Origin of the sequence: Janibacter limosus (assembly GCF_004295485.1) — a bacterium.
GTDB classification, from domain to species: Bacteria; Actinomycetota; Actinomycetes; order Actinomycetales; family Dermatophilaceae; genus Janibacter; species Janibacter limosus_A.
Genome location: NZ_CP036164.1, coordinates 1,468,965 through 1,489,732, shown reverse-complemented (window position 1 = coordinate 1,489,732; position 20,768 = coordinate 1,468,965). Strand labels below are relative to the sequence as shown.

General features: G+C 68.7%; 25 protein-coding genes and 1 pseudogene. 10 read left to right on the top strand and 16 right to left on the bottom strand.

The features are described from left to right. Nucleotides 1-38: 38 nt before the first annotated feature. Complete coding sequence (locus EXU32_RS07175) at nt 39-974, bottom strand: 5'-3' exonuclease (protein WP_130629283.1); 936 nt, start codon at nt 972-974, stop codon at nt 39-41. A gap of 38 nt (nt 975-1,012) precedes the next feature. On the opposite strand from EXU32_RS07175, the gene EXU32_RS07170 reads away from it, so the two are divergent. From EXU32_RS07170 to EXU32_RS07155, 4 genes are read left to right on the top strand one after another with little or no spacing between them, the layout of a single operon-like run. Further along, nucleotides 1,013-1,435, top strand: a complete 423-nt coding sequence (locus tag EXU32_RS07170; protein ID WP_130629282.1) for an Lrp/AsnC family transcriptional regulator — start codon at nt 1,013-1,015, stop codon at nt 1,433-1,435. Then, nucleotides 1,426-3,009 carry an apolipoprotein N-acyltransferase gene (gene lnt / locus EXU32_RS07165; protein WP_130629281.1) on the top strand — a complete coding sequence of 528 codons (1,584 nt, stop codon included), beginning with the start codon at nt 1,426-1,428 and terminating at the stop codon, nt 3,007-3,009. The genes EXU32_RS07170 and lnt overlap by 10 nt, the downstream gene beginning before the upstream one ends. After that, nucleotides 3,002-3,787, top strand: a complete 786-nt coding sequence (locus tag EXU32_RS07160; RefSeq protein ID WP_130629280.1) for a polyprenol monophosphomannose synthase — start codon at nt 3,002-3,004, stop codon at nt 3,785-3,787. The genes lnt and EXU32_RS07160 overlap by 8 nt, the downstream gene beginning before the upstream one ends. A 44-nt stretch (nt 3,788-3,831) precedes the next feature. Next, a complete protein-coding gene (locus EXU32_RS07155; RefSeq protein ID WP_242612917.1) occupies nt 3,832-4,287 on the top strand; it encodes an FxsA family protein in 456 nt (151 codons plus the stop codon). Nucleotides 4,288-4,347: 60 nt separating this feature from the next. Here the strand turns inward: EXU32_RS07155 and EXU32_RS07150 are convergent, their stop codons facing one another. After that, on the bottom strand, nt 4,348-4,704 hold the full coding sequence (locus EXU32_RS07150; RefSeq protein WP_130629278.1) for an RNA polymerase-binding protein RbpA: 357 nt from the start codon (nt 4,702-4,704) through the stop codon (nt 4,348-4,350). Between the two features lie 252 nt (nt 4,705-4,956). Between EXU32_RS07150 and EXU32_RS07145 the strand changes: the two genes are divergently transcribed. After that, entirely contained in the window at nt 4,957-6,312 is a 1,356-nt protein-coding gene (locus EXU32_RS07145) for an MFS transporter (protein WP_242612916.1), read from the top strand. 20 nt (nt 6,313-6,332) lie between these two features. Here the strand turns inward: EXU32_RS07145 and EXU32_RS07140 are convergent, their stop codons facing one another. The 8 genes and pseudogenes from EXU32_RS07140 to EXU32_RS07105 form a co-directional block, all read right to left on the bottom strand. Next, a complete protein-coding gene (locus tag EXU32_RS07140; RefSeq protein ID WP_130629277.1) occupies nt 6,333-7,682 on the bottom strand; it encodes a M15 family metallopeptidase in 1,350 nt (449 codons plus the stop codon). Nucleotides 7,683-7,785: 103 nt separating this feature from the next. Further along, complete coding sequence (locus tag EXU32_RS07135; RefSeq protein ID WP_130629276.1) at nt 7,786-8,637, bottom strand: NYN domain-containing protein; 852 nt, start codon at nt 8,635-8,637, stop codon at nt 7,786-7,788. A 29-nt stretch (nt 8,638-8,666) separates the two neighbouring features. Continuing rightward, nucleotides 8,667-9,410 (bottom strand): SDR family oxidoreductase, encoded by a 744-nt coding sequence (locus EXU32_RS07130; protein ID WP_130629275.1) that lies wholly within the window; start codon nt 9,408-9,410, stop codon nt 8,667-8,669. 1 nt (nt 9,411) lies between these two features. After that, a complete protein-coding gene (locus tag EXU32_RS07125; protein ID WP_130629274.1) occupies nt 9,412-9,891 on the bottom strand; it encodes a universal stress protein in 480 nt (159 codons plus the stop codon). A 3-nt stretch (nt 9,892-9,894) separates the two neighbouring features. Continuing rightward, nucleotides 9,895-11,271: an APC family permease gene (locus tag EXU32_RS07120; RefSeq protein WP_130629273.1), complete on the bottom strand. Its 1,377-nt coding sequence runs from the start codon at nt 11,269-11,271 to the stop codon at nt 9,895-9,897. 130 nt (nt 11,272-11,401) lie between these two features. Next, a complete protein-coding gene (arfB, locus tag EXU32_RS07115; protein ID WP_130629272.1) occupies nt 11,402-11,848 on the bottom strand; it encodes an alternative ribosome rescue aminoacyl-tRNA hydrolase ArfB in 447 nt (148 codons plus the stop codon). After that, nucleotides 11,845-12,012, bottom strand: a complete 168-nt coding sequence (locus EXU32_RS17670; RefSeq protein WP_130629271.1) for a ketopantoate reductase C-terminal domain-containing protein — start codon at nt 12,010-12,012, stop codon at nt 11,845-11,847. The genes arfB and EXU32_RS17670 overlap by 4 nt, the downstream gene beginning before the upstream one ends. Before the next feature lie 115 nt (nt 12,013-12,127). Further along, nucleotides 12,128-12,697 (bottom strand): annotated as a pseudogene (locus EXU32_RS07105) (ketopantoate reductase family protein); the annotation flags it as partial. A gap of 145 nt (nt 12,698-12,842) precedes the next feature. Between EXU32_RS07105 and EXU32_RS07100 the strand changes: the two are divergent. The 3 genes from EXU32_RS07100 to EXU32_RS07090 are packed head-to-tail and all read left to right on the top strand — an operon-like array spanning nt 12,843 to nt 15,126. After that, a complete protein-coding gene (locus EXU32_RS07100; RefSeq protein ID WP_207233885.1) occupies nt 12,843-13,259 on the top strand; it encodes a ChaB family protein in 417 nt (138 codons plus the stop codon). A 36-nt stretch (nt 13,260-13,295) separates the two neighbouring features. Next, the gene (locus EXU32_RS07095; protein ID WP_130629269.1) at nt 13,296-14,339 is read left to right on the top strand and encodes an FUSC family protein; all 1,044 of its coding nucleotides are present in this window, start codon (nt 13,296-13,298) and stop codon (nt 14,337-14,339) included. 58 nt (nt 14,340-14,397) lie between these two features. Then, nucleotides 14,398-15,126: a class I SAM-dependent methyltransferase gene (locus EXU32_RS07090; RefSeq protein WP_130629268.1), complete on the top strand. Its 729-nt coding sequence runs from the start codon at nt 14,398-14,400 to the stop codon at nt 15,124-15,126. Between the two features lie 57 nt (nt 15,127-15,183). Here the strand turns inward: EXU32_RS07090 and EXU32_RS07085 are convergent, their stop codons facing one another. Continuing rightward, a complete protein-coding gene (locus EXU32_RS07085; RefSeq protein ID WP_130629267.1) occupies nt 15,184-15,744 on the bottom strand; it encodes a pyridoxamine 5'-phosphate oxidase family protein in 561 nt (186 codons plus the stop codon). Nucleotides 15,745-15,757: 13 nt separating this feature from the next. Beyond that, complete coding sequence (locus EXU32_RS07080; protein ID WP_130629266.1) at nt 15,758-16,660, bottom strand: inositol monophosphatase family protein; 903 nt, start codon at nt 16,658-16,660, stop codon at nt 15,758-15,760. Nucleotides 16,661-16,921: 261 nt separating this feature from the next. Between EXU32_RS07080 and EXU32_RS07075 the strand changes: the two genes are divergently transcribed. Together EXU32_RS07075 and EXU32_RS07065 are read left to right on the top strand one after the other, a co-directional pair. Then, complete coding sequence (locus EXU32_RS07075; protein ID WP_130629265.1) at nt 16,922-17,230, top strand: AbrB/MazE/SpoVT family DNA-binding domain-containing protein; 309 nt, start codon at nt 16,922-16,924, stop codon at nt 17,228-17,230. A gap of 710 nt (nt 17,231-17,940) precedes the next feature. Next, complete coding sequence (locus tag EXU32_RS07065) at nt 17,941-18,408, top strand: phage tail protein (protein ID WP_130629263.1); 468 nt, start codon at nt 17,941-17,943, stop codon at nt 18,406-18,408. A gap of 6 nt (nt 18,409-18,414) precedes the next feature. On the opposite strand, the gene EXU32_RS07060 is transcribed toward EXU32_RS07065, so the two are convergent. From EXU32_RS07060 to EXU32_RS07045, 4 genes are all read right to left on the bottom strand, one after another. Further along, a complete protein-coding gene (locus EXU32_RS07060; RefSeq protein ID WP_130629262.1) occupies nt 18,415-18,981 on the bottom strand; it encodes a 2'-5' RNA ligase family protein in 567 nt (188 codons plus the stop codon). A 21-nt stretch (nt 18,982-19,002) separates the two neighbouring features. Next, nucleotides 19,003-19,398 (bottom strand): VOC family protein, encoded by a 396-nt coding sequence (locus tag EXU32_RS07055; RefSeq protein ID WP_068258880.1) that lies wholly within the window; start codon nt 19,396-19,398, stop codon nt 19,003-19,005. 160 nt (nt 19,399-19,558) lie between these two features. Next, a complete protein-coding gene (locus EXU32_RS07050; protein ID WP_130629261.1) occupies nt 19,559-19,795 on the bottom strand; it encodes a FitA-like ribbon-helix-helix domain-containing protein in 237 nt (78 codons plus the stop codon). 52 nt (nt 19,796-19,847) lie between these two features. Beyond that, nucleotides 19,848-20,720 (bottom strand): GNAT family N-acetyltransferase, encoded by an 873-nt coding sequence (locus EXU32_RS07045; protein ID WP_130629260.1) that lies wholly within the window; start codon nt 20,718-20,720, stop codon nt 19,848-19,850. Nucleotides 20,721-20,768 lie beyond the last annotated feature (48 nt).

Sequence of the window (20,768 nt, the reverse complement as noted above, 5' to 3'; positions counted from 1 at the left end):
CGCACGACCTTAAGGAAATGCGGACCTGGGGGACGGGGTCAGGAGCGCAGGGCGGTGGCGACCCGGTCGAAGGCTGAGGTCAGGCCGTGCTCCACGGCCAGCCGGCTCATCGCTGCCGGGTCGACGATGTCCGAAGGGAGTCGGATGTCGCCGTTACCGACCGGCACGTCGTGGGCGACCCGCACGACGAGCGGAGCGACGTCGAGGTAGTCGCTGGCTTCCTCGAGCCGCAGGCGGCGCGCTCCCTTGATCGTCGGGTCGCCGGCGGCGAGGGCCGCGCGCACACCCGCCAGCGAGCCGAAGTCCCGGATGAGGGTCGCGGCCGTCTTGTCGCCGATCCCCTTGACTCCCGGCAACCCGTCGCTGGTGTCCCCGCGCATCGCGGCCATGTCGGCATAGGCATCGCCGGTGGTCACCCCGTACTTGCTCTCGAGGAAGGCCTGGGTGACGACGTCGGGGTCGCGCACCCCGCCGCGGGCCGTGTAGAGCACGCGGGTGGCCGAGGCGTCGTCGACGAGCTGGAAGAGGTCGCGGTCGCCGGTGACGATGTCGACCGGCATCACGTCGCGGTAGCGCATGGCATAGGTGCCGATGACGTCATCGGCCTCGTAGTGGGCCGCCCCGACGCGCGCGATGCCGATCGCCTCGAGCGCGTCGACGATGACCGGCACCTGCGGGGACAGCTCGTCGGGGACCTCCTCACCGTCGGCGGTGTCCTCGGCGACCCGGTGGGCCTTGTAGGTGGGGATGGCGTCGACGCGCCACTGCGGCCGCCAGTCGTCGTCCCAGCAGGCCACGACGTGCGTGGGCCGGTATCGCGTGACGAGGGTGGCGAGCATGTCGAGGAAGCCGGCAACGGCGTTGGTCGGCAGACCGGAGGGCACCGGCGCCCGCTCAGGTACCCCGTAGAAGGCACGGAAGTACAGCGAGGCGGAGTCGAGCAGGAGCAGGCGGTCGCGTGCCAAGTCGGACATGGGCCCGACCTTACGGGTCCGTCGCCTATGGTTCACCCATGGAAGCGGCAGATCGACGCATCATCGACCTCCTGCGCGACGACGGGCGGATGAGCTACACCGACTTGGGCAAGGCGATCGGATTGTCCACCTCTGCAGTGCACCAGCGGGTGCGGCGCCTGGAGGAGCGCGGAGCGATCACGAGCTACACCGCGGTCGTGGATCCCGCCTCGATGGGCACGCCCCTCACCGCCTTCATCGCGGTCGCGCCGCTCGATCCCAGCGCCCCCGACGACGTGCCGGACCGCCTGCAGGGCATCGAGGAGATCGATGCCTGCTACTCCGTCGCCGGTGACGCCAACTACCTGCTCCGCGTGCGGGTGAGCACTCCCCAGGCCCTCGAGGAGCTGCTGGGCCGGGTCCGCAACCGCGGCGGGGTCTCAACCCGCACCACCGTCGTGCTGAGCACCGCATGGGAGTGATCGAGCGGCTGCCCGCACGGCTGCTGCTGGCCCTGGCCGGCGGCCTGTGCCTGTGGCTGTCCTTCCCCGACAACAACCTCGCCTACCTCGCGATCGTCGGCGTCGCCCTCGTGGGCATCTCGATGTGGGACGTGTCGCCGCGCACGGGCGCCCTGCTGGGACTGGTCGCCGGCGTCGCCTGCTTCCTTCCGACCCTCAGCTGGTCGGGCATCTTCGTCGGCAAGTTCCCCTGGTTCGCCCTGGCCCTCACCGAGGGTCTCTACCTGGCCGCGATGGGCGCGGTGCTGGCGGTGGTGCAGCGTCCCCTCCTGCGAGCGGGTCGGCTGCTTCCGGCTGCACTGCTCATCCCCGTGCTGTGGGTGCTTCAGGAGTGGATCCGGGGGAGCCTGCCCTACGGCGGCTTCCCCTGGGCGCGGATCGCCTTCTCCCAGGCCGACACCCCCTTCGCCCAATGGGCCGCGATCGGGGGAGCACCGCTCATCACCTTCGTCGTGGCCCTGATCGCCGTACCGCTCGTCCTGCTCGCGGTGACCCGACGCCTGCCCGTCGTCGCCGTCGTGGTGGCCCTCGTGTCGGGTCTGGGTGCCTTCGCCGTTCCCGTGCCCACCAGCGGTGAGTCCACGGCCAGGATCGGCCTCGTGCAGGGCAACGTGCCCCGTGCCGGGCTGGACTTCAACGCGGAGCGGCGCAAGGTCCTGGACAACCATGTCGCCGGCACCGAGGCCTTGGCAGAGCGGTACGACGACCTCGACCTGGTCATCTGGCCGGAGAACTCCTCCGACATCGACCCGCTGCGCAATGATGATGCCAAGGAGCAGGTCCAGCGCGCTCTGGCCGCGGTCGACATACCCATCATCATCGGCGCGATACTCGACGAGCCGGCGCCAGCGGTGTCCAATGCCTCACTGCTGTACGAGCCGGGTGGGGGAGAGCCGCAGCGCTACGTCAAGCAGCACCCCGTCCCCTTCGCCGAGTACGTACCCAACCGTGAGTTCTACCGGCTCTTCAGCTCCAAGGTGGACCTGGTGCGGGTCGGGTTCGCCAAGGGCGACCGCAACGTCGCCTTCCCGGTGCAGGGCCGAGAGGGTGACTTCACCGCAGTACCGACGATCTGCTTCGAGGTGGCCTACGACGGCCTGATGCGCTCGGCGGTCAAGGACGCCGAGGCGAAGGGAGTGCCCAGCCTCCTCGTCGTGCAGACCAACAACGCGACCTTCGGGTACTCCGCCGAGTCGACGCAGCAGTACGCCATCTCGCGGATCCGGGCCATCGAGCACGGTCGCAGCGTGGCGCACGTCTCCACCGTCGGGGTCTCGGGGTTCATCAACCCTGACGGGTCGAGCACTCCGACCACCGAGCTCTTCACCGCTGCCCAACCAGTCGACAACGTCGTGCTGCGCAGCGGCCTGACGATCTCGGACCGTCTCGGACCGTGGGTCGAGTGGGGCAGCGCGCTTCTGCTGCTGATCGCCGTGGCGTGGCGGCTGCGTCGATCCCGGACGGGTAGGGTCGAGTCCCGGTCGACCGACGACCGCTCCACCGCCCAGATCGAGGAAGCCTCCACCGGTGCCTGACTCCACCCAGCCGCGTCCGCTGATCGAGCGGGTCGCCGTGCTCATCCCGACCTACAACGAGCGTGACAACCTGCCGCTGGTCGTCGAGCGGGTGCGGGCCGCGGTGCCCAGCGCCGACGTCGTGGTCCTCGACGACAACTCGCCCGACGGCACCGGTGACATCGCCGACGAGCTGGCAGCCAGCGATGATCACGTCCAGGTCCTGCACCGGCAGGGCAAGGAGGGCTTGGGCGCCGCCTACCTCGCCGGCTTCACGTGGGCCCTCGAGCGGGGATACGACGCCGTCGTCGAGATGGACGCTGACGGGTCGCACCGCCCGGAGCACCTGCCCAGCATGCTCGAGGTCGCGGCAGACGCCGACCTGGTCATCGGCTCGCGCTACGTGCGCGGGGGCAAGATCGTCAACTGGCCGCTGGATCGCAAGGCGATCAGCATGGCCGGCAACCTCTACATCAAGGTCATCCTCGGGATGTCGGTCAACGACGCGACGGCCGGATACCGCGTCTACCGCGCCGAGACGCTGCGCACGATCGGTCTGGACAAGGTCGAGAGCGCGGGCTATGTCTTCCAGACCGACCTGACGGTGCGGACCGTGCGCGCTGGACTCACGGTCGTCGAGGTGCCGATCACCTTCGTCGAGCGTGAGATCGGCGACTCCAAGATGGACGGCGACGTCGTCCGCGAGTCGATGTCGCGCATCACGCGCTGGGGTCTGGCGCACCGCCGAGGACAGCTGCAGCGACTCCTCGACCGAGAGCCGACCTGGCACCGACTGTGATCCACGGACCTGCCCCACGACGGCGCCGCCGCAGGCTGGCGCTGGTGCCCCTTGCCCTGGTGCTGTGGGTGGTCCTCGAGGTGGCCGTCCTCATCGCGGTCGGCCGCTGGATCGGCTTCTGGCCGACGCTCCTGCTCGTGATCGCGCTCTCCGCGCTCGGCGCGTGGTTGCTGCGCCGTGAGGGCCGACGGACCTGGCAGGCGCTGCGCACCGCCCTGCGCAGCGGTCAGATGCCCAGCCGGGAGATCGCCGACGCCGTGCTCGTCTTCGTCGGCGGCGTCCTGCTCACCCTGCCCGGGTTCGTCTCGGCCGTCGTGGGCCTCGTCTTCGTGCTGCCCCTCACCCGGCCGGTGGCGCGGATCGGTCTCGAGGCGCTCGTGGCCCGGCGTCTGCTCGCCGCCGGCATGTCCGTGGCCCCGGGGGAGGCGCGGGTGCGTCGCACCCGTGACCGCCCCGGCAACGACGGCGATGTCGTCGAGGGTGAGATCGTCGACGACTGACGAAGGGGGCGCCCCCACCGGTGATCAGTGGGGGCGCCCCCTTCGTGCGTCGGCCGTGTCTCAGGCGCTGCGCTTGCGGGGCTTCTCGCCACGCTTGGCGCGCAGGAGCGCGAGGCGCTCCTCGAGGAGCTCCTCGAGCTCGGGGATGGAGCGACGCTCGAGCAGCATGTCCCAGTGGGTACGCACGTGCTTGACGGGCTTGAGCTCGGGCTCGGGTCCGTCGACGAGCTTGCCGAGCTTGCCGCAGCGGCACTCCCAGGTGCTGGGGATGTCTGCCTCGACGGAGAAGGGCAGCTCGGTCTTGTGGCCGTCCTCACAGGCGTAGGCCGTGATCTGACGGTCGCTGGGGACGACGTTGTCCGTCGTCTCCATGCTGAAGCTGACCATGCGCGTCCCGCGCAGCGTGCGCTCTGCCATGTTGCGTATCTCCTGATTGCTCTCGCGATGCCTGCGCCCCTGCGCGCAGACGTCTCATGTGCCATAACGCCGTAGGTGCGTCGGATGTTCCTGCTGCTCGCGTCATTGCGGTGCAGCGGCCCCCGCCAGACCTCCGCGTGAGCGGCTCTGTCCGCGATGCTCACGGGTCAACGGCTGGGGCGACCCCACAGGATAGCGCGTCGAGGCCGTGTCGCGCACCTCGACCCGAGGACGGGGCGATAGCCTCACCACGTGACCGACGTGACGAGGCCTGCGGAGCCGACCACCGCCCTGCGTGCCGAGGGCCAGGGGGGCCTCAGCCGGATCCTCGGCTGGGCCATGTGGGACTGGGGTTCCCAACCCTTCAACACGGTCATCACGACCTTCGTCTTCGCGGTGTACCTGACGAGCGAGAGCTTCGGCTCCACCAACACGACCTCCACGGCACTGGCGATCTCCACCGCGGTTTCCGGCCTGCTCGTGGCGCTGCTGGCGCCGGTGCTGGGGCAGAACTCCGACCGGTCCGGCCGGGGCGTGCGCAACCTGCGCATCCAGACCTGGATCCTCGCCGCCATCTCGGCCGCGCTGTTCTTCGTCCGGCCCGAGCCGGCATTCCTCGTCGTGGGGCTGGTCCTGCTCGGCGCCGGGTCGATCATCTCCGAGATCGCCAGCGTCAACTACAACGCCTCGATCGAGCAGGTGGCCTCCCCGCGCAACGTGGGTCGGGTCTCCGGCTTCGGCTGGGGGATGGGCTACCTCGGCGGCATCCTCGTCCTGCTGCTCATCTACTTCCTCTTCATCCAGCCCGACGTGGGCCTCTTCGGCGTGACCGGTGACGCGGGCCTGGACATCCGGGTCTCGATGATCGTCTGCGGCGTGTGGATCCTGCTGTTCACCCTGCCCGCCTTCTTCGTGCTGAAGGACACCCCCAAGGAGGCCGTGCCGCGGATCGGCGTCGTCGACTCCTACAAGCTCGTGTGGGACTCGCTGCGTCGCCTGTGGGGCCAGTCGCGGCACACCGTCTTCTTCCTCGGTGCCTCTGCGCTCTTCCGTGACGGGCTTGCCGGGGTCTTCGCCTTCGGCGCGATCCTGGCGGCCGGCACCTTCGGCCTGTCCGCCGGGGAGGTCATCATCTTCGGCGCCGTGGCCAACATCGTGGCCGGCATCGCGACGATGCTCTTCGGCCTGCTCGACGACGTGCTGGGCCCCAAGCGGGTCATCCTCATCTCGCTCGTCGCACTGACCGCGCTCGGGCTGGGGATCTTCGTCCTCCACGACGGCGGCAAGACGGTCTTCTGGACCCTGGGTCTGGCGATGACCGCCTTCGTCGGACCGGCGCAGGCGTCCTCGCGCAGCTTCCTCGCCCGGGTCATCCCCGAGGGGCAGGGCGGCGAGATCTTCGGTCTCTACGCGACCACCGGCCGGGTCGTGTCCTTCCTGGCGCCCGCTGCCTTCGGCCTCTTCATCTGGATCGGCTCAGTGGTGACCGGCGAGACCAACACCCAGTACTGGGGCATCCTCGGGATCGCGCTCGTCCTCGTCGCCGGGCTGGCCGTGCTCATCCCGGTCAAGACCCCCGAGCAGCAGGTGGGCAGCCAGGCCGGCTGACCCGGCTCGCGGGGGGCGGATCAGCCCGAGTACTCCCAGTGCCACGGCTCGGGGAGCGAGCCACCGGCCGCCGCCCACGAGGGGTGGAACCAGCCGTACAGCGGTGCGTTCTGCTGCATCCACGCGTGTGCCGGGTGACCGAAGTTGTTGACGCCCCCGCACAGGTCGAGCGCCTTGCCCAGACCGTGGTTGCTCGAGCCCGGTGCCGCCGCCCAGCTGCCTCTGTTCTGCTTGGTGATGACCTGCTCGGCGTAGGAGCGGTAGCTGTCGGTGACGCACAGCAGGTTGCCGGTGTCGCGCTGGTAGGCCTTGCTCATCGAGTTGAACGCGGCGGCAGCCTTGGGCCGCAGGGACTCGCCGGGGGCACCGATCAGCGGGCACAGGCTCCCCGGTGGGATCTGGCCGTTGGGGTAGGTGCCGGTCTCGGTGGAGCACGGCTTGGCGTCCTCGAACTGGGTGACGTCCTGACCGAGATCCTTCAGGGCAGAGGTCAGGCGGTCGCCGGCGCCCTGGGCCTTGTCGTCAGGGAGCCCGATGAGCGCGTTGATCACCGGGCCGGCCTTGGCCAGCTCCTCGGAGTGCTTGCGTCGCAGGTCCTCCAGCGCTGTCTTGCGCTCCTTGAGCACCGTGTCCGCGCGCGACTTGGCGAGGTCGGCCTTCTTCTTGGCCTTCTTCGCCTTGGCCAGCGCGGTGCTCTTCTTCTTGGTCAGCGACGACTGGGTGACGGTGTCCTGCCGCACGACGTCGACGGTGCGGATGCGCTCGTCGGTGAGGTAGGAGAGGTCCCCGGCGGAGTTGCCCGAGGTCTTCGACTGATCGGTGATGGTCCCGAGCATCGTGACCGTGTCGGAGTACCCGCCCTGGGTGTAGGTGTTGAAGGCCCAGCTGCGCAGGTCCTGGCGCCCCTTGGACAGTCGGCTCTTGTACGTGTCGAGGGCCTTCTGCGCGGTGTCCGCCTCGTCCTTGGCGGTGTTGTACTCGTCGCGCGCGGTCGCCTTCTTCTGCAGGAGCTTGTTGGCCTTCTTGGAGTAGGACTTGAGCGACTTGACCGCAGCCGCGATGTCCTTGTTGTCCTTGACCAGGTCGGCTGCGAGACGGTCGGCCTCGGCGATCTGGGAGTCCAGGTCGGTGCCGCTCAGGGGGGTGTCGCTGCCACCGACGGGTGACGTGCCGTCGGGCGTCCACGCGAGGCTGGGGCTGCCGCTGGTCGAGGTGCCGGTGGGCGCAGGGGTGGTCGACTGCGTGGTGGCCGAGGAGGGCGGGTCGGTGGGCTCCGCGATGGCGGAGGGTGCCGATGCGATTGCGCCGACGAGGCAGAGGGCGAGGACAGCCCGAACGGTGCCGTGCGGACGGCGGGTACCACGAAACATCAATTTTCTCCTGAAGCAGACCGAGGACATCTTAGGCCTGTCCGGGGCCTGCGTACATGGCCCTGTGCACAGGGCCACTCCACGCGTGATCTGACGAAGGGGGTCAGCTGCCCCTCGTGGCCTTCGTCGCCTTCGTGGTCGTGGTCGCCTTGGGCGTGGTCCTGGTGCTCTTGGTCGTGGGTGAGGAGGCCGCTCTCGCAGCGCTCTTGCGGGCCTTGGTCCGCAGGCGCACCTGTCGTTGCGATCCCTCGGCGCGGGTCTCCAGGTAGGGCTGCTCCTCGACGAGGGTGGACAGCTTCTGGTGACCGAAGGCACGTGGGTCGAAGTCCGCCTGGGCTCGGCTCAGGTGCTGGCCGACGGTCCCGAGGGTGCTCCACCCGTCGTCCCCGGAGGTGGCATTGACCGCCTTGGTCAGGGCGGACTGCAGGTTGATCGTCGTGTCGGGGGAGTCGGCCTGCTCGGTCGGGCGGCTCCCTTCGTCGGTGACGTCGTCCTCGTCACGAGCCTGCTCCTGCAGCAGCTCGAGGAAGATGAACTGGTCGACCGCACGACGCAGCGACTCCGGCGTCTTGCGCAGACCCAGGCCGTAGACGCGCTTGCCCGACTCCCGCAGCCGCGTGGCCAGCCGGGTGAAGTCCGAGTCCGAGGAGACGAGGGCGAAGGCCTCGACATTGCCCTGCCAGAGCAGGTCCATCGCGTCGATGATCAGCGCCGAGTCGGTGGAGTTCTTGCCGACCGTGTAGGCGAACTGCTGCACGGGCTGGATGGCGTTGCGGTGCAGCTCGGGCTTCCAGCCGCCCAGCTGCGTGGTCGTCCAGTCGCCGTAGGCGCGCTTGACCGTCGGGGTGCCGTACTTCGCCAGCTCCTCCAGGACGGCGGCCGTGTGCTTGGCCGAGACGTTGTCGCAGTCGATGAGCACGGCGATGCGGGTGGAGGTGCTGGTGTCTGCGTCCATGGTCCGGAACCTACCGCTCGACGGCCTGCTCAGGCCCGCTGCGTCTCCAACCACTGTGCGTAGCCGATCGCCCCGATCCTGCTGTCCGGCCGGGCGAGCAGGAGGTCTCCTCGCAGCCCGCGACCGAAGGTGCCGGGCATCGGGAACTCGACGACGCGCACGCGCTCACCCTGCGCAGAGAGCACCCGGCGCGACATCTCGGCGACCGAGAGCACGTCGGGCCCGGCGATCGAGGGGCCGTCTGCGAGTGGTCGTCCCTCGGCCACGTCGACGAGCAGGTCGGCGACCTCGCTCGTGGCGACGGGCTGCGAGCGGATCCGCGGGACCAGGGCGAGCGGGCCGAAGCGGGTGCGCTCGAGGGTCTGCAGGCCGAACTCGTGGAACTGGGCGGCGCGCACGACCGTGCCCGTGGGGTCGGCCAGGACCGCTCGCTCCTGGGCCCGCTTGCCGGCGTAGTACCCGGAGTCGATCTCGCGGGCTCCGAGGATCGACAGGGCGACGTGGTGGCCCACACCCGCCGCGTGGCCCTCGCGCAGGAGGTTGCCCGTGACCCGCTCGAAGAAGGCAACTGACCTCGGTCCCGAGACGGTCAGGACCGAGGTGACGTCGATGACCGCGTCGACCCCGGCCAGGTGTCGCGCCAGGCCGGACGACGAGGTGAGGTCCACCCCCTTCGCCCGGGAGAGGACGACGACCTCGTGGCCGCGCAGCTCTGCCGCGGCGACCACGGGTCGACCGACGACGCCGGTACCACCGGCGACTGCGAAACGCATGTCAGGACTTCTTCTTGGGCCGCCGTGCGCGGGGCGCCGGTCGCACGACGAGGACCGGGCACGGGGCCGTCGCCTGCACGCGCTGCGCGGTGCTCCCGATGAGGACCGTGTCGGTCAGCCCCCGGCTGCCGCTGGCGAGGACGATCAGCTCGATGCTGGACACCTTGGCCGCCCGGTTGATCTCGGCGGACGGGGTCCCGCTGCGCACCCGGGTCCGGACCTTGGTGTCCTGCCAGTCGTCGAACTCCGCGGCGATGACGCCGACGGCGGCCTCGGCCTCTGCCTTGAAGGAGCTGCTGAGCAGCGGCTTGGGTGCCTTGGCGTCCGCGGAGATCTCGTCGACGAAGGAGACGCTCGCCAGGGGGCGGGTCACGGCGAGCACGATGATCTCGGAGACCTTGGCCGGGTCGGCGAAGGACTTGAAGTGGCGAGCCGCTCGCAGGGACTGTCGCGAGCCGTCGGTGGCGATGAGCACGTGCATGGGTCAGCTCTCCAGGTCGGTCGTGGGGCGGCCACCGCCGAGGAGTCGCTCGGCGATGAAGAGGACCACGCCGACGGCCAGGAGCGCGGCGCAGTACAGGAGTGAGCCGGGGTCGTCCCAGATGACGTACCCGAGGATCAGGAAGTTGGCGACGACACCGATGGCCAGGAGGGCGCGCGGTGCCCTGAAGGCTTCCTCGGTGCGGTCGAGCTTGTCGAGCTTCACCGCGGAGATGATGACGAGCGCGTAGATGAGCAGCGTGAAGACCACGGTGACATTGGCCAGCTGGGCGAGGTCGGCGCCCGAGAAGAGCAGGCCGGCGATCACGAGGACCGAGAAGAGGATGGCCAGCCAGGGCACCTGACGGCTGCTCACCTTGGCGAAGGGAGCGGGGACGACGTCCTCGCGCGCCATGCCGTAGAGGATCCGCGACTCGGTCACGAGGCAGACCAGGCACGTGTTGGTGATGGCGACCATGGCGATGATCGCGAAGACGATCGTCAGGACCGCCACGGACAGGGGCAGGATGCCGGCCTTGACGACCTCGAGCAGCGCGGCGTCGGACTGGGCCAGCTGCTCGATGGGCACGGTGATCGCGGCAGTGACCGCGATGAGGACGTACAGCACGCCGGCGGTCGCCATGCCCCCGATGAGCGCGCGCGGGAAGTCGCGGCGGGGGTTCTGCGTCTCCTCGGCGACGTTGGCGGCGTTCTCGAAGCCGGTCATCGCGAAGAACGCCAGGGCCACACCGGCGAGGAGCCCGAGGGCCGGGTTGCTCTCGGTGGAGAACTCGGTGACCCGGGAGAAGTCGACCTTGCCCTGGAAGGTGGCGACGACTCCGATGATGAGCACGATGATCAGGCCGGCGATCTCGATGAACGTCATGATCATGTTGGCCACGACCGACTCGGTGATGCCGACGAAGTTGATGATCGCCAGGCCGACGATGAAGGCCAGGGCCACGACGAGGGCCGGGGCTGCCGCCCAGACCTCACCGAAGTACTGCGCGAAGCCCGTGGCGAGCGAACCGGCTGCGGCGTAGCTCGCGGAGAGCATGCAGAAGGTGATGAAGAAGGTCAGCGTCTTGTTCTTGAAGGCCTTGTTGACGTAGAGCGCGGCACCCGCGGCCTGCGGGTACTTGGTCACGAGCTCGGCGTAGGCCAGACCGGTGATCGTGGCGACCGTGACACCGACGGCGAAGGCGGCCCAGAAGGCGCCTCCCACGGCGCCGGCCACCAAGCCGATGAGGACGTAGATCCCGGACCCGAGGACGTCACCCAGGACGTAGAAGTAGAGCAGTCGTCCGGTGACGCCCTGCTTGAGCTCGGAGTCCTCGTTGACCCGCGAGGGACCCCCGGGGCTGTCGATGTCGACGGACATGAGCGGGCCTTCCTCCCGGGTGCGCCACCGATGTGGCGCCGTGGGTCCCGTGATCCAGACCACAACGGATGGGGGTCCCTGTCAACTGGAAGCGGTCCGACGCCGCGTCGACGGGATGGTCAGCGGCTGGCTAGGCGTCGTCGGAGGGCCGTGCCCTGCGCCGCTTGACCTGACCGCGTTGCGACTTCGCCTCGAGCCGGCGGCGCTGTGACCCCCGGGTGCGCTTGGTGGGTCGGCGTGGCGGGGGAGGGGGCGAGAGTGCTTCGCGCAGAAGGGAGGCGACCCGCTCGCGGGCGGCGCTGCGGTTGTGTCGTTGTGACCGGTGCTCGGAGGCGTCGATGGTCAGGACCGTGCCGACGAGTCGCCCGGCGAGGCGCTCGAGGACTCGCTCGCGCTGCCGGTCGGTGAGCGCCGTGGTCGTCGCGATGTCGAGGGAGAGCTGCACGCGCGAGTCGGTCGTGTTGACGCCCTGCCCGCCGGGGCCGCTGGAGCGGCTGAACTGCTCCGTGAGCTCCGACTCCGGGACCTCGAGGCCTTGGGGGACACCGGGGCCCGGCGGCACGCGCAGAGCGGTCACCGGCTGAGGACCCAGGCCATCGTCTGGTTGTACGGCGTCGGGATCCCGTGCTGCTCACCGAGCGCGACGACCCGACCGGCGAAGAGGTCGACCTCCGTCGGCCGCCCGGCCAGGACGTCCTGCAGCATCGAGGTCTGCCCTGTGCCCGGCAGGCCACGCAGCACCTCGTCCCAGCGGTCGGCGTCGGACGCGTCGAGGGGGACTCCGGCGGGGGAAGGAGAGCGCGATGACCTCGTCGCGCAGGGCGATCATCAAGGAGCGTGCGGGGCCGGGCTCGGTGAAGTCCGCGTAGGGCGCTCGCAGGACGGCCGAGGCCTGGTTGATGCAGGTGTTGACCATGAACTTCCACCACATCTCGTGCTGCATGTCCTCTGGCGCCTCCCACGCCAGGCCGGCACGGTCGAGTGCCGCGCCGACGGTGGCGATGCGCGAGGGGTCGGCCAGCCCGGCACTGGTCCCGATGACGAGTCGGCCGGGGGAGAGGTAGGTGACCTCGTTGCCCTCCCGGCCTGCAGCCATGCCGAGTGCGATGCACAGCAGCACCCTGTCGGCCCCGAACCGCTCGGCGATGGTCTCTTCGCTGTCCAGCCCGTTGAGCACCGAGACGTAGGTCGTGCTCGGCCCGACGAAGGGAGCGAGGTCGTCGAGTGCAGCCGCGAGGTCGTGGTGCTTGACGGCCACGATGGCCAGGTCGACGGGCGGCAGCTCGTCACCGGCAGGGTCGGCGACGTCGGCCGCCAAGGGGCGGCCGTTGACCGTCAGGCCCTCGGTGCGCAACCGCTGCGCCCGTTCACCCGAGGCGACGAGGACGGTGCGTAGACCCCCTTCGACCAGGTGTGCCGCATACATGGCACCCATCGCGCCGGCTCCGACGACGGCCACGGACTCGATCTGTGGAGGCATGTCGGCAGGCTATCGCCGGGGGAGCGGTCGGGGCGTGAGTGGGGCCATAGTGGGTAGTGCAGTGAGACGCACCTGACGACGGGAGAGAATCATGCCCATGACCAAGGGCGACAAGGTCATCACCGACGAGCTGCCCGAGACATTGCAACGCTCCGGCAAGGCGGCCCAGGAGACCTTCGCGAAGGCCCACGACTCCGCGGTCGAGGAGTACGGCGAGGGGCGCCGGGCCCATCAGACGGCCTTCGCCGCGCTGAAGCACACCCACGAGAAGGTCGGCGACCACTGGGAGCCCAAGGACCACACGGGACCCTCCGACGACCGGGCGGCCGGCGGTCGTGACACCGACGAGGAGACGGCCGAGGGCGTCGACGCCAAGGCGTCGAAGAAGCATCTCTACGAGATCGCGCAACGCCTCGACGTCCCGGGCCGCTCCACCATGGACAAGGACGAGCTCGTCGACGCCATCAAGAAGGCGAACCGGAGGGAGACCGCGCGCTCGAGGACGTGACCGCGTCGCTGCCGCGTCTGCGCCTACGGTGGCTCCATGCGACTGACCGCCGCCGTGCGCGCCTCCAAGCGAGACCCCTTGCTGCAGATGGTCAAGACGGCCCTCGCGACGATGCTCGCCTGGGTCGTCTGCGATCTGCTCATCACCGACGGTCCACCTCCGGTCTTCGCTGCCATCGCCGCGATGCTCGTCGTGCAGCCGAGCCTCAACCAGTCCCTGGCGAAGGGGGTGGAGCGCAGCGCCGGTGTGGTCGCCGGCGTCCTGCTGGCGACCGGTCTCGGGATGGCCTTCGGCGGCGCCTCGTGGGTGGTCCTCATCGCGGTCTCGGCGGCTCTGGCGATGTCGTGGGCGCTACGTCTGACGAGCGGGTCGGCCAACCAGATCGCGATCAGCGCGCTCCTCGTGCTCGCCATCGGGGCGTCGACCCCGGACTACGCCTTCGTGCGCGTCGTCGAGACGATCATCGGTGCACTGATCGGCATCGTGATCCACCTGGTGCTCGTGCCACCTGTCGCGCTGGAGCCGGCGCGTCGAGCACTGGAGGACCTGGGGGAGGAGACGGCCCAGGCCCTCGAGCGGCTGGCGGACGCGCTCGTGACGCGCAAGACACGTCCCGGGAGACTGCTGCTGCTCGTCGACGCGCGGCGCCTGCACCCGCTGCGGGACGAGGCGCTCGAGGCTCTCGAGGCCGCGGAAGACTCCTTGCACCTCAACCCGCGTGCTCGTCGATACCGCGACGACGTGGGCGCCGTGCGTGACGCGCTCGAGGTGATCACCAAGGTCGGCACCCAGACACGCGGTATGACCCGCGCCTATGTCGACCACTACGACGACGGCGTGCGGGGCGAGCCGGTGGTGGTGGGCATCGCGGAGGAACTGGTCAGGGCAGCGCACGACATGCGGCGGCTGCTGCGGTTGACGACGCCCGACCCGGTGGGGGAGGACCTCGACGAGACGGCGCCCGCGCTCACCGCGCCGCTCGACGTCAGCGCGCCGCAGGGGATGCGCTGGATCCTCATCGGCTCGCTCATGGAGGACCTGCGACGGATCCGGCACGAGCTCGGGGCGAAGAGTGGCTGACAGGGGACCGCGACCGGCGGACCGGCACCTTGATGTTTGACTGGCACACTGCCGAGCCATGACCTCCGAGACGTCGAGCGCCGAGCAACAACCGGACCACTACGACACCTTCGCTGACGCGTACGCGAGGGCGAATGACAACGGGCTGTTCAACAGGTGGTACGCCAGGCCTGCGGTGCTGGAGCTGCTCGGTGACGTCGCCGGGCGTCGGATCTTGGACGCTGGCTGTGGCTCCGGACCGCTCCTCGCCGACCTGGAGGAGCTGGGCGCGAGCGTGACTGGATTCGACGCGAGCCCCGCGATGATTCGGCTCGCCCGCACGAGGCTCGGAGACGAGGCCGATCTGCAGGTGGCCGACCTGACTCAGCCGCTTCCGTACGAGGACGAGGCCTTCGATGACGCGCTGGCCGTGCTCGTGCTGCACTACCTCGAGGACTGGTCGCGGCCGCTGGCGGAGCTGCGCCGAGTGCTGAAGCCCGGCGGCCGGCTGGTCGTGGTCGTCAACCACCCGGTCATCCCGCCCGTGATGTACCCAGAGGTGGACTACTTCGCGACCGTGCCGCACGAGGAGGAATACGACTTCGACGGCGTCTCCGCCACGCTGACCATCTGGTACCGATCGCTGAGCGCGATGTCAGAGTCGTTCACCGCTGCGGGCTTGAGGATCTTGGCGATCAGCGAGCCCCCGGTGTCGCCCGATACGCCGCCCGAACTCCTGCCGTCGAGCACGTCCGACCCCACTCGATTCCTCGGGTTCATCTTCTTTGTGCTGGAGGCCATCTCTTAGGTTCGCTCCCACTCACAATGGCGCGCCAGGACCCTGTCGACGAGGTGCGCGCCCCTGCTACTCGGTCCGCTGGGGTGTCGGCAGACCAGTGGGGAAGCCGTCGATGCTGTGACGGTTGCGCTCCTGCTGGTACGTCTCCAGCCCGGCCGCTCCCTTGTTGGCAGCCCATTGGTCCATCAGCGTCCGTTCTTCGCGGAAGTCCAAGAGCGGCACCCCGAAGCCGCACGAGGTCTGGACGAGGTCGATCTGGACGTCGAAGATGTTCCGCGCGCCGAGCATCGGGGGGAAGTGCTGGACGAGTTCCTCCCAGGCTTGCGTGTCGTCCTGGTGGATCAGTTGAGCAGTGCCGTACAGGCGCAGGATGAGCGGCTGGCCGTCGAAGGCGCAGAACATCAGGGTCATCCTGTGTGAGTCGAGGACATGTGCCGCCGTCTCGTTCCCGCTCCCTGTCCCGTTGAGCCACACCACTCGGTTGGGCGTGAGGATGCGAAGGGAGTCAAGCCCCTTGGGGGAGACGTTGACTCGTCCATCGCTCGCGGCAGTGGCCACGAAGTAGACCTGTTGATCGGAAATGAATGAGGCGAGAGGCTCGGTGATGCTCTCGTATTGGGTGGCCATGGGAGGCAGTCTCTCAAAGGCCGTACTGCGGCCGGACGCCAGCGTTGGGGTCTAGCCGGCTCCAGCCGTCGTGGACAGCTCGCGGATCACGTCCCGGCGTATTCGGCCGTGATTGCACCCTTGAGCGAATGGCGCGGAGATGAGGCCGGACGATGGCGAGGACCCGGTCATGCGTTTCTTGATCAGCCGAGATGATCAGTCCGTGATCTGTATGCAGTGGATTTCCGTCCAGGTCGCTCATCACGCAACCAGATGCCTGACAGAGTGCGATGCCGGCGGCGAAATGCAGGTTGTCTCGGAACTGACCGTCGGAGATGTATGCCGCTCGACGACCGGCCGCGACCCAGGCGACGCCGAGCGTGGATGAAATGACTCGTGGGCCGTACGTTTCGCGCAGGCGAGGGTCACAGACGAGTTGGCCGCCAACGAACGGCTGTTCCAATGGTCCGTCGCAGTTGATGTCAATGAGGCCAGAGCGCGACGTTGGGGTGAGCGCATGGTCCTGGTCCCTCCGGCGACAGTAGGCACCTGTGCCGTCTGTCCAAAAGAGTTCTTGAGCGATCGGGTCGGCGGCCACGGCAGCGAGGTGGGTATCGCCAGCCATGAGGGCGACATTCACCACGACGAGCGGTGTGCCGGCGGCGAAGTTCAAAGTCCCGCAGAGGGGGTCCACGAACCATCGACGTTCGGCGCGATCGTTCCCAGCCCTGCCGAGTTCCTCTCCGATTCGAGTGTCGTCCGGGCGGTGCTCGGCAAGGACGTCGATGATGGCTGTCTCGGCGTCGATATCGGCCTGGGTCGCGAAGTCGGTTGATGATTTCGAGAACAGTGTGTGGTTGTCACCGTAGGTGCGAGCTACCACGTCGGCACCTGCTCGGGCGGCGGCAATGGCAACGTCGACGTCGCTCAATTTCATGCACCAACAGTAGTGGCGGGGGCTCAGAGCAGCTGAAGGGGAAGACCTCCCACTCCTCGCTCAGGGACTCCGTCACCTCATGGTGCGGACGTGGCGAGAGGTGCTCTTGCCCGGTGCATGGTGGCGCGGCTTGTAGGGCTGGAACCCCGGGGGAGTGGGGAGCCCAGAGCACGGAATCGAATAGTGAAGGTGGGCAAGGCCAGCGTCGACATGCCTCCCTGCGGGATTTCCGCTAGGCAGCAATACGGCTAGTTTTGACGCATGAGTGCAACAGCCAACCACCAGTATCGCGGTGTCCAACGCCGAGGCACGATCACTCTGCCCGCGGACGTTCGGCGTCGGCTGCATCTGGACGAGCCGGGCGCACAGGTCGAGATGACCGAACGCGCCGATGGCGTGGTCGAGCTTCGTGCTGCGCTTCCGATTCCGGCAGACCAGAAGTGGTTTTGGACCGAGCGTTGGCAAGAGCGCGAGCGCGAGGTGGACGAGCACCTCGCAGCGGATCGGGTGATGATTCACGAGTCCACAGATGCCTTCCTGAGTCACCTCGACGACCTCGGACGCGAGTGAAAGTTCGAGACGACGCCGGCGTTCGACAACGACTTTCAAGGATTGAAGCGTGAGCACGCGGAAGCCTGCAAGAAGGTCGTCCGGGACAAGTTCGCTCCCGCCTGTCAGGCCTGGGACAAGGATCCAGCGACTCCGTGGCCCGCATCGTTGCGAGTGAAGTCCGTGAGATCGGCCCCGGGTGTACTGGAGATGACGTGGTCAATCTCCAGTCCCGACCGGCGAGCGACCTGTGAATTGATCACCGTCGATGGCGAGGTGCGGTGTCGATGGCGTCGCGTCGGCGACCACGACCTCTTCAAGAGGCCGTAACCGGGTGGACGCAGCTCGTAGGGGATGGTTTGTCGCATCCGTTGCAGGTTGCGTGTGCCGTCTGGGGAGGGCCCACCCAAAACAAAGATGACATAATGTGGATTATCGGCGATGTGAGGAAATGTGCGTCTGGCGCGCTTCTTGGGCCCTGCGGCCGCACTCATGGTTGCCTCTGAGAGCCGTTGCCGACGATTGCACTCCACGCGCAGGCCGCTGGTGAATGACGCGCATCAGCGACGCAGGTGTGTCCGGGCAGGATGGTGCCGCCCGTCCCGCGACCTGGACCTGGCGTCGCCTCCCTGTTCAGGTCTCTTGTGCTTCCACTAGACGGACGAGCACACAACCTGACATAACGCACGAGCGCAGTTGCCGCGACGAGCAGGGCTGAGCATGCTGACCGCATGGCTCACACCGTCGACTTCAAGGATGTCTCCACCTCAGGCCTCGAGAGCTCGCCGGTGGCTGACGCGCTCGCTGGTCTGCGCGCCAACGAGGCTCGCTACTTCAAGAACAAGTACGACCACGCCTTCACGGTCGAGTCCGCAGCACAGGCCACGGAGATCGTCGAATGGGTGACCCGGATCCTGCGCGAGGAGCGTGACATCGTCATCTCCTCCCCCGCCCTCGAGGCCAGCCTGGCCGAGGTCGACAGGATCCGGTGGGCGCACGTCTTCTACGAGTCCGGCCTGGCGGTCAATGTCCTCTACACGCTCGCCGAGGGCGGCAAGCGTGCTGTCGGCTTCAAGCTCTCGGAGGGCATGGACGCGCCCGAGGAGCTCGCGGCCTTCAAGTGGGCCCGCCAGAAGTCGAAGCTGGCCGGCACGATCCGCGGCACCTATTTCGTCATCAAGGGCGACCACTGGCCGTGAGCCGCTTCAGTCGACGAGCGGGTCGACGGGCTGGGCGGCGCACCGTCCTAGATCGAAGCGCCGCTCCATGGTCCAGTCGCCCGACGGTCGCTCGGCCAGCAGCGAGATCGACGTGGTGACCACGCAGATCGGCAGCCGTGGGCCCACCTCGGCCGCTGCGAAGCGCATGGCATCGAGTGGTGCGTGGTCCGCGATCGTCAGGTGCGGCACGACCTCTGCGTGCTCACCACCGTAGGGCTGACACGCGGGGAACTCGACAACGACGAGGTCGGTGAGGCCGCGCAGCTGCACGTCCGCATCGGAGGCGAGCCACAGGACGTCGTCGCCAAACCATCGGGTCCCGACAAAGCAGTGCTCGAAGGGTGCTGCCTGCCGGAAGACTGACTCGAGCCGGGCCACGATCGTGGTATCGAGCTCGTCGAGCGGGACGAAGGGAAAGAGCACCGTCACGTGGGGCGGCACTCCCCTGCCCGCCATCGGGTCCAGATCGCGTCGGATGTCGCCCACGGCCGGCTCGACCTCGGGCACCTCCACGACGAGCGCTGTCCGCAGACCACTCCCCTGTCGAGTCATCCGCCCATCATGGTCCTTCGCTCAGGCCGGCGGCGCGAAGAGCTCCAGGGCGATGTTGTCCGGGTCACGGAAGGAGATGCCCGACCCGTAGGACGCGTCCCTGACCCCGCTGTGGGCGATGCCCAGGCGGTCGAGCGTGGACACCCAGGTCTCGAGCTCGCTGCGCTCGATCGCGAAGGCGATGTGGTCCAGCCCGGTCTGCTTCTCGTCGAAAGAGCCCGTGGCGGTAGAACCAGTGTGGGTGTGGATCCCGAAGAGAGTGCCGCCACCAAGAGCGAAGACCGCATGGTGGAAGGCGCCCGACTCCTCGTCCTCGTCGAGGACGGGATCGGCGCCGAAGAGCTGGCTGTACCAGCTGGTGCTGGCCTCCAGGTCCGTGACGGTGATGGCGACGTGGGTCAGGGCAGGGAACGGCATGGCGACCTCCGTGAGCACCAGGTCGGGTCCGTGATGCGAGGGGATCGGGCAGGCGGACGCCGGCGACGACTGGTGGGCCAAGCATTCTCCTCGGGCCCAGCGGACGCAAGGGCCTGCGGACAACGCGCGTGCTCACGACACACGCGCAGAACGGACGGCCTCAGAACCCGTCAGGGCAGAAGTCGACCTGCGTCGGCGGGGCCAGGGCCTCCTTGGAGACGACGCGCCGGGCCGAGACGTAGAGCCCCATGACGGCACTGCTGTCCGGGGCATCCCCTCGGGTCGCAGCGGTGAGGATCTCGGCTGCCTCGGCCTCCATCGTGCGGCCATGGCTGGTCGCGAGCTCCGTCAGCCGGGTCTCGACACCGGAGTCGAGGTTGCGGATGGTGAATGTCATCTGGATCACACCCCTTCGCCACCCAAGGTACTCGAGCCGGTGGGCGGTGTCTCTACGCGCGCCGCAGGTCGTCGACGGTTGCCCACGCCTCGAAGCCGGCAGCCACATAGGTGGCCACCGCCGCCGTGTTGGTCGATGGCGTCCCGACCCGCGCGCTGGAGCACCCCATTTCCCGGAGGGCAGCAGCACCGGCCAGGGTGATGGCGACTCCGTGGCCGTGCCCGCGCTGTGCCGGGTTCACGCCCATCGGCTCGATGATCCCCGGGCGCCCCTCTCCCGCCGACCAGACCGTGATCGCGGCGGCCGGCACTTCCCCGACGAGTCCGACGAGTCCGACGAGACACCGCGCGCTGCGGTAGGCGGGTGTGGCGGCGACGGAACGCCACCGCTCGTCGGTGAAGGCCTCGCTGACGAAGGCTGCGCGATGGACGTCCGTGCGGAGGTGCGCATTTCGCGCGTCGACGGCCTCGATCCGCAGGTCGGTGGGCACGGTGATCGGCCTCGAGAGATCCCGACGAAGGTGGGTCCACTCGTCACCCGATGTCCAGCCGCGGGTGACAAGTGCATCCCGGAGGGTGGCACCGGACGGAGCCTCCACATCGGCCTCGCCGGCGGGTAGTGCCCGACCGTCCTCATGGACGATGTCACTCGCCACGGCGTCGGCCACGTACGGGTCCGTCATGGCAGCCGGCGCCACGGCCAGCCGGAGCAACCCCGGTCCGTCGAGCAGCCCAGCTGCGACCAGCCGCCCGTCACGCCACCAGGTCCGCAGGGCCGCGGCGGTCACCTCGTCCCCACGCCAACCGAACCACCCGATGTCGCCGGGGTGCAGCTGGAAGGGGGTTGAGTCGGTGTGCCATTCCCCCACCTCTTCGGTGATCGCGGCGAGCTCGCCGGCCGAGGGGGTGCGCAGGAGGATGCTCATGCAGCGAGTCCAGCAGTGGCGCGTGATCGTCGCCACCCATTTTCGAGA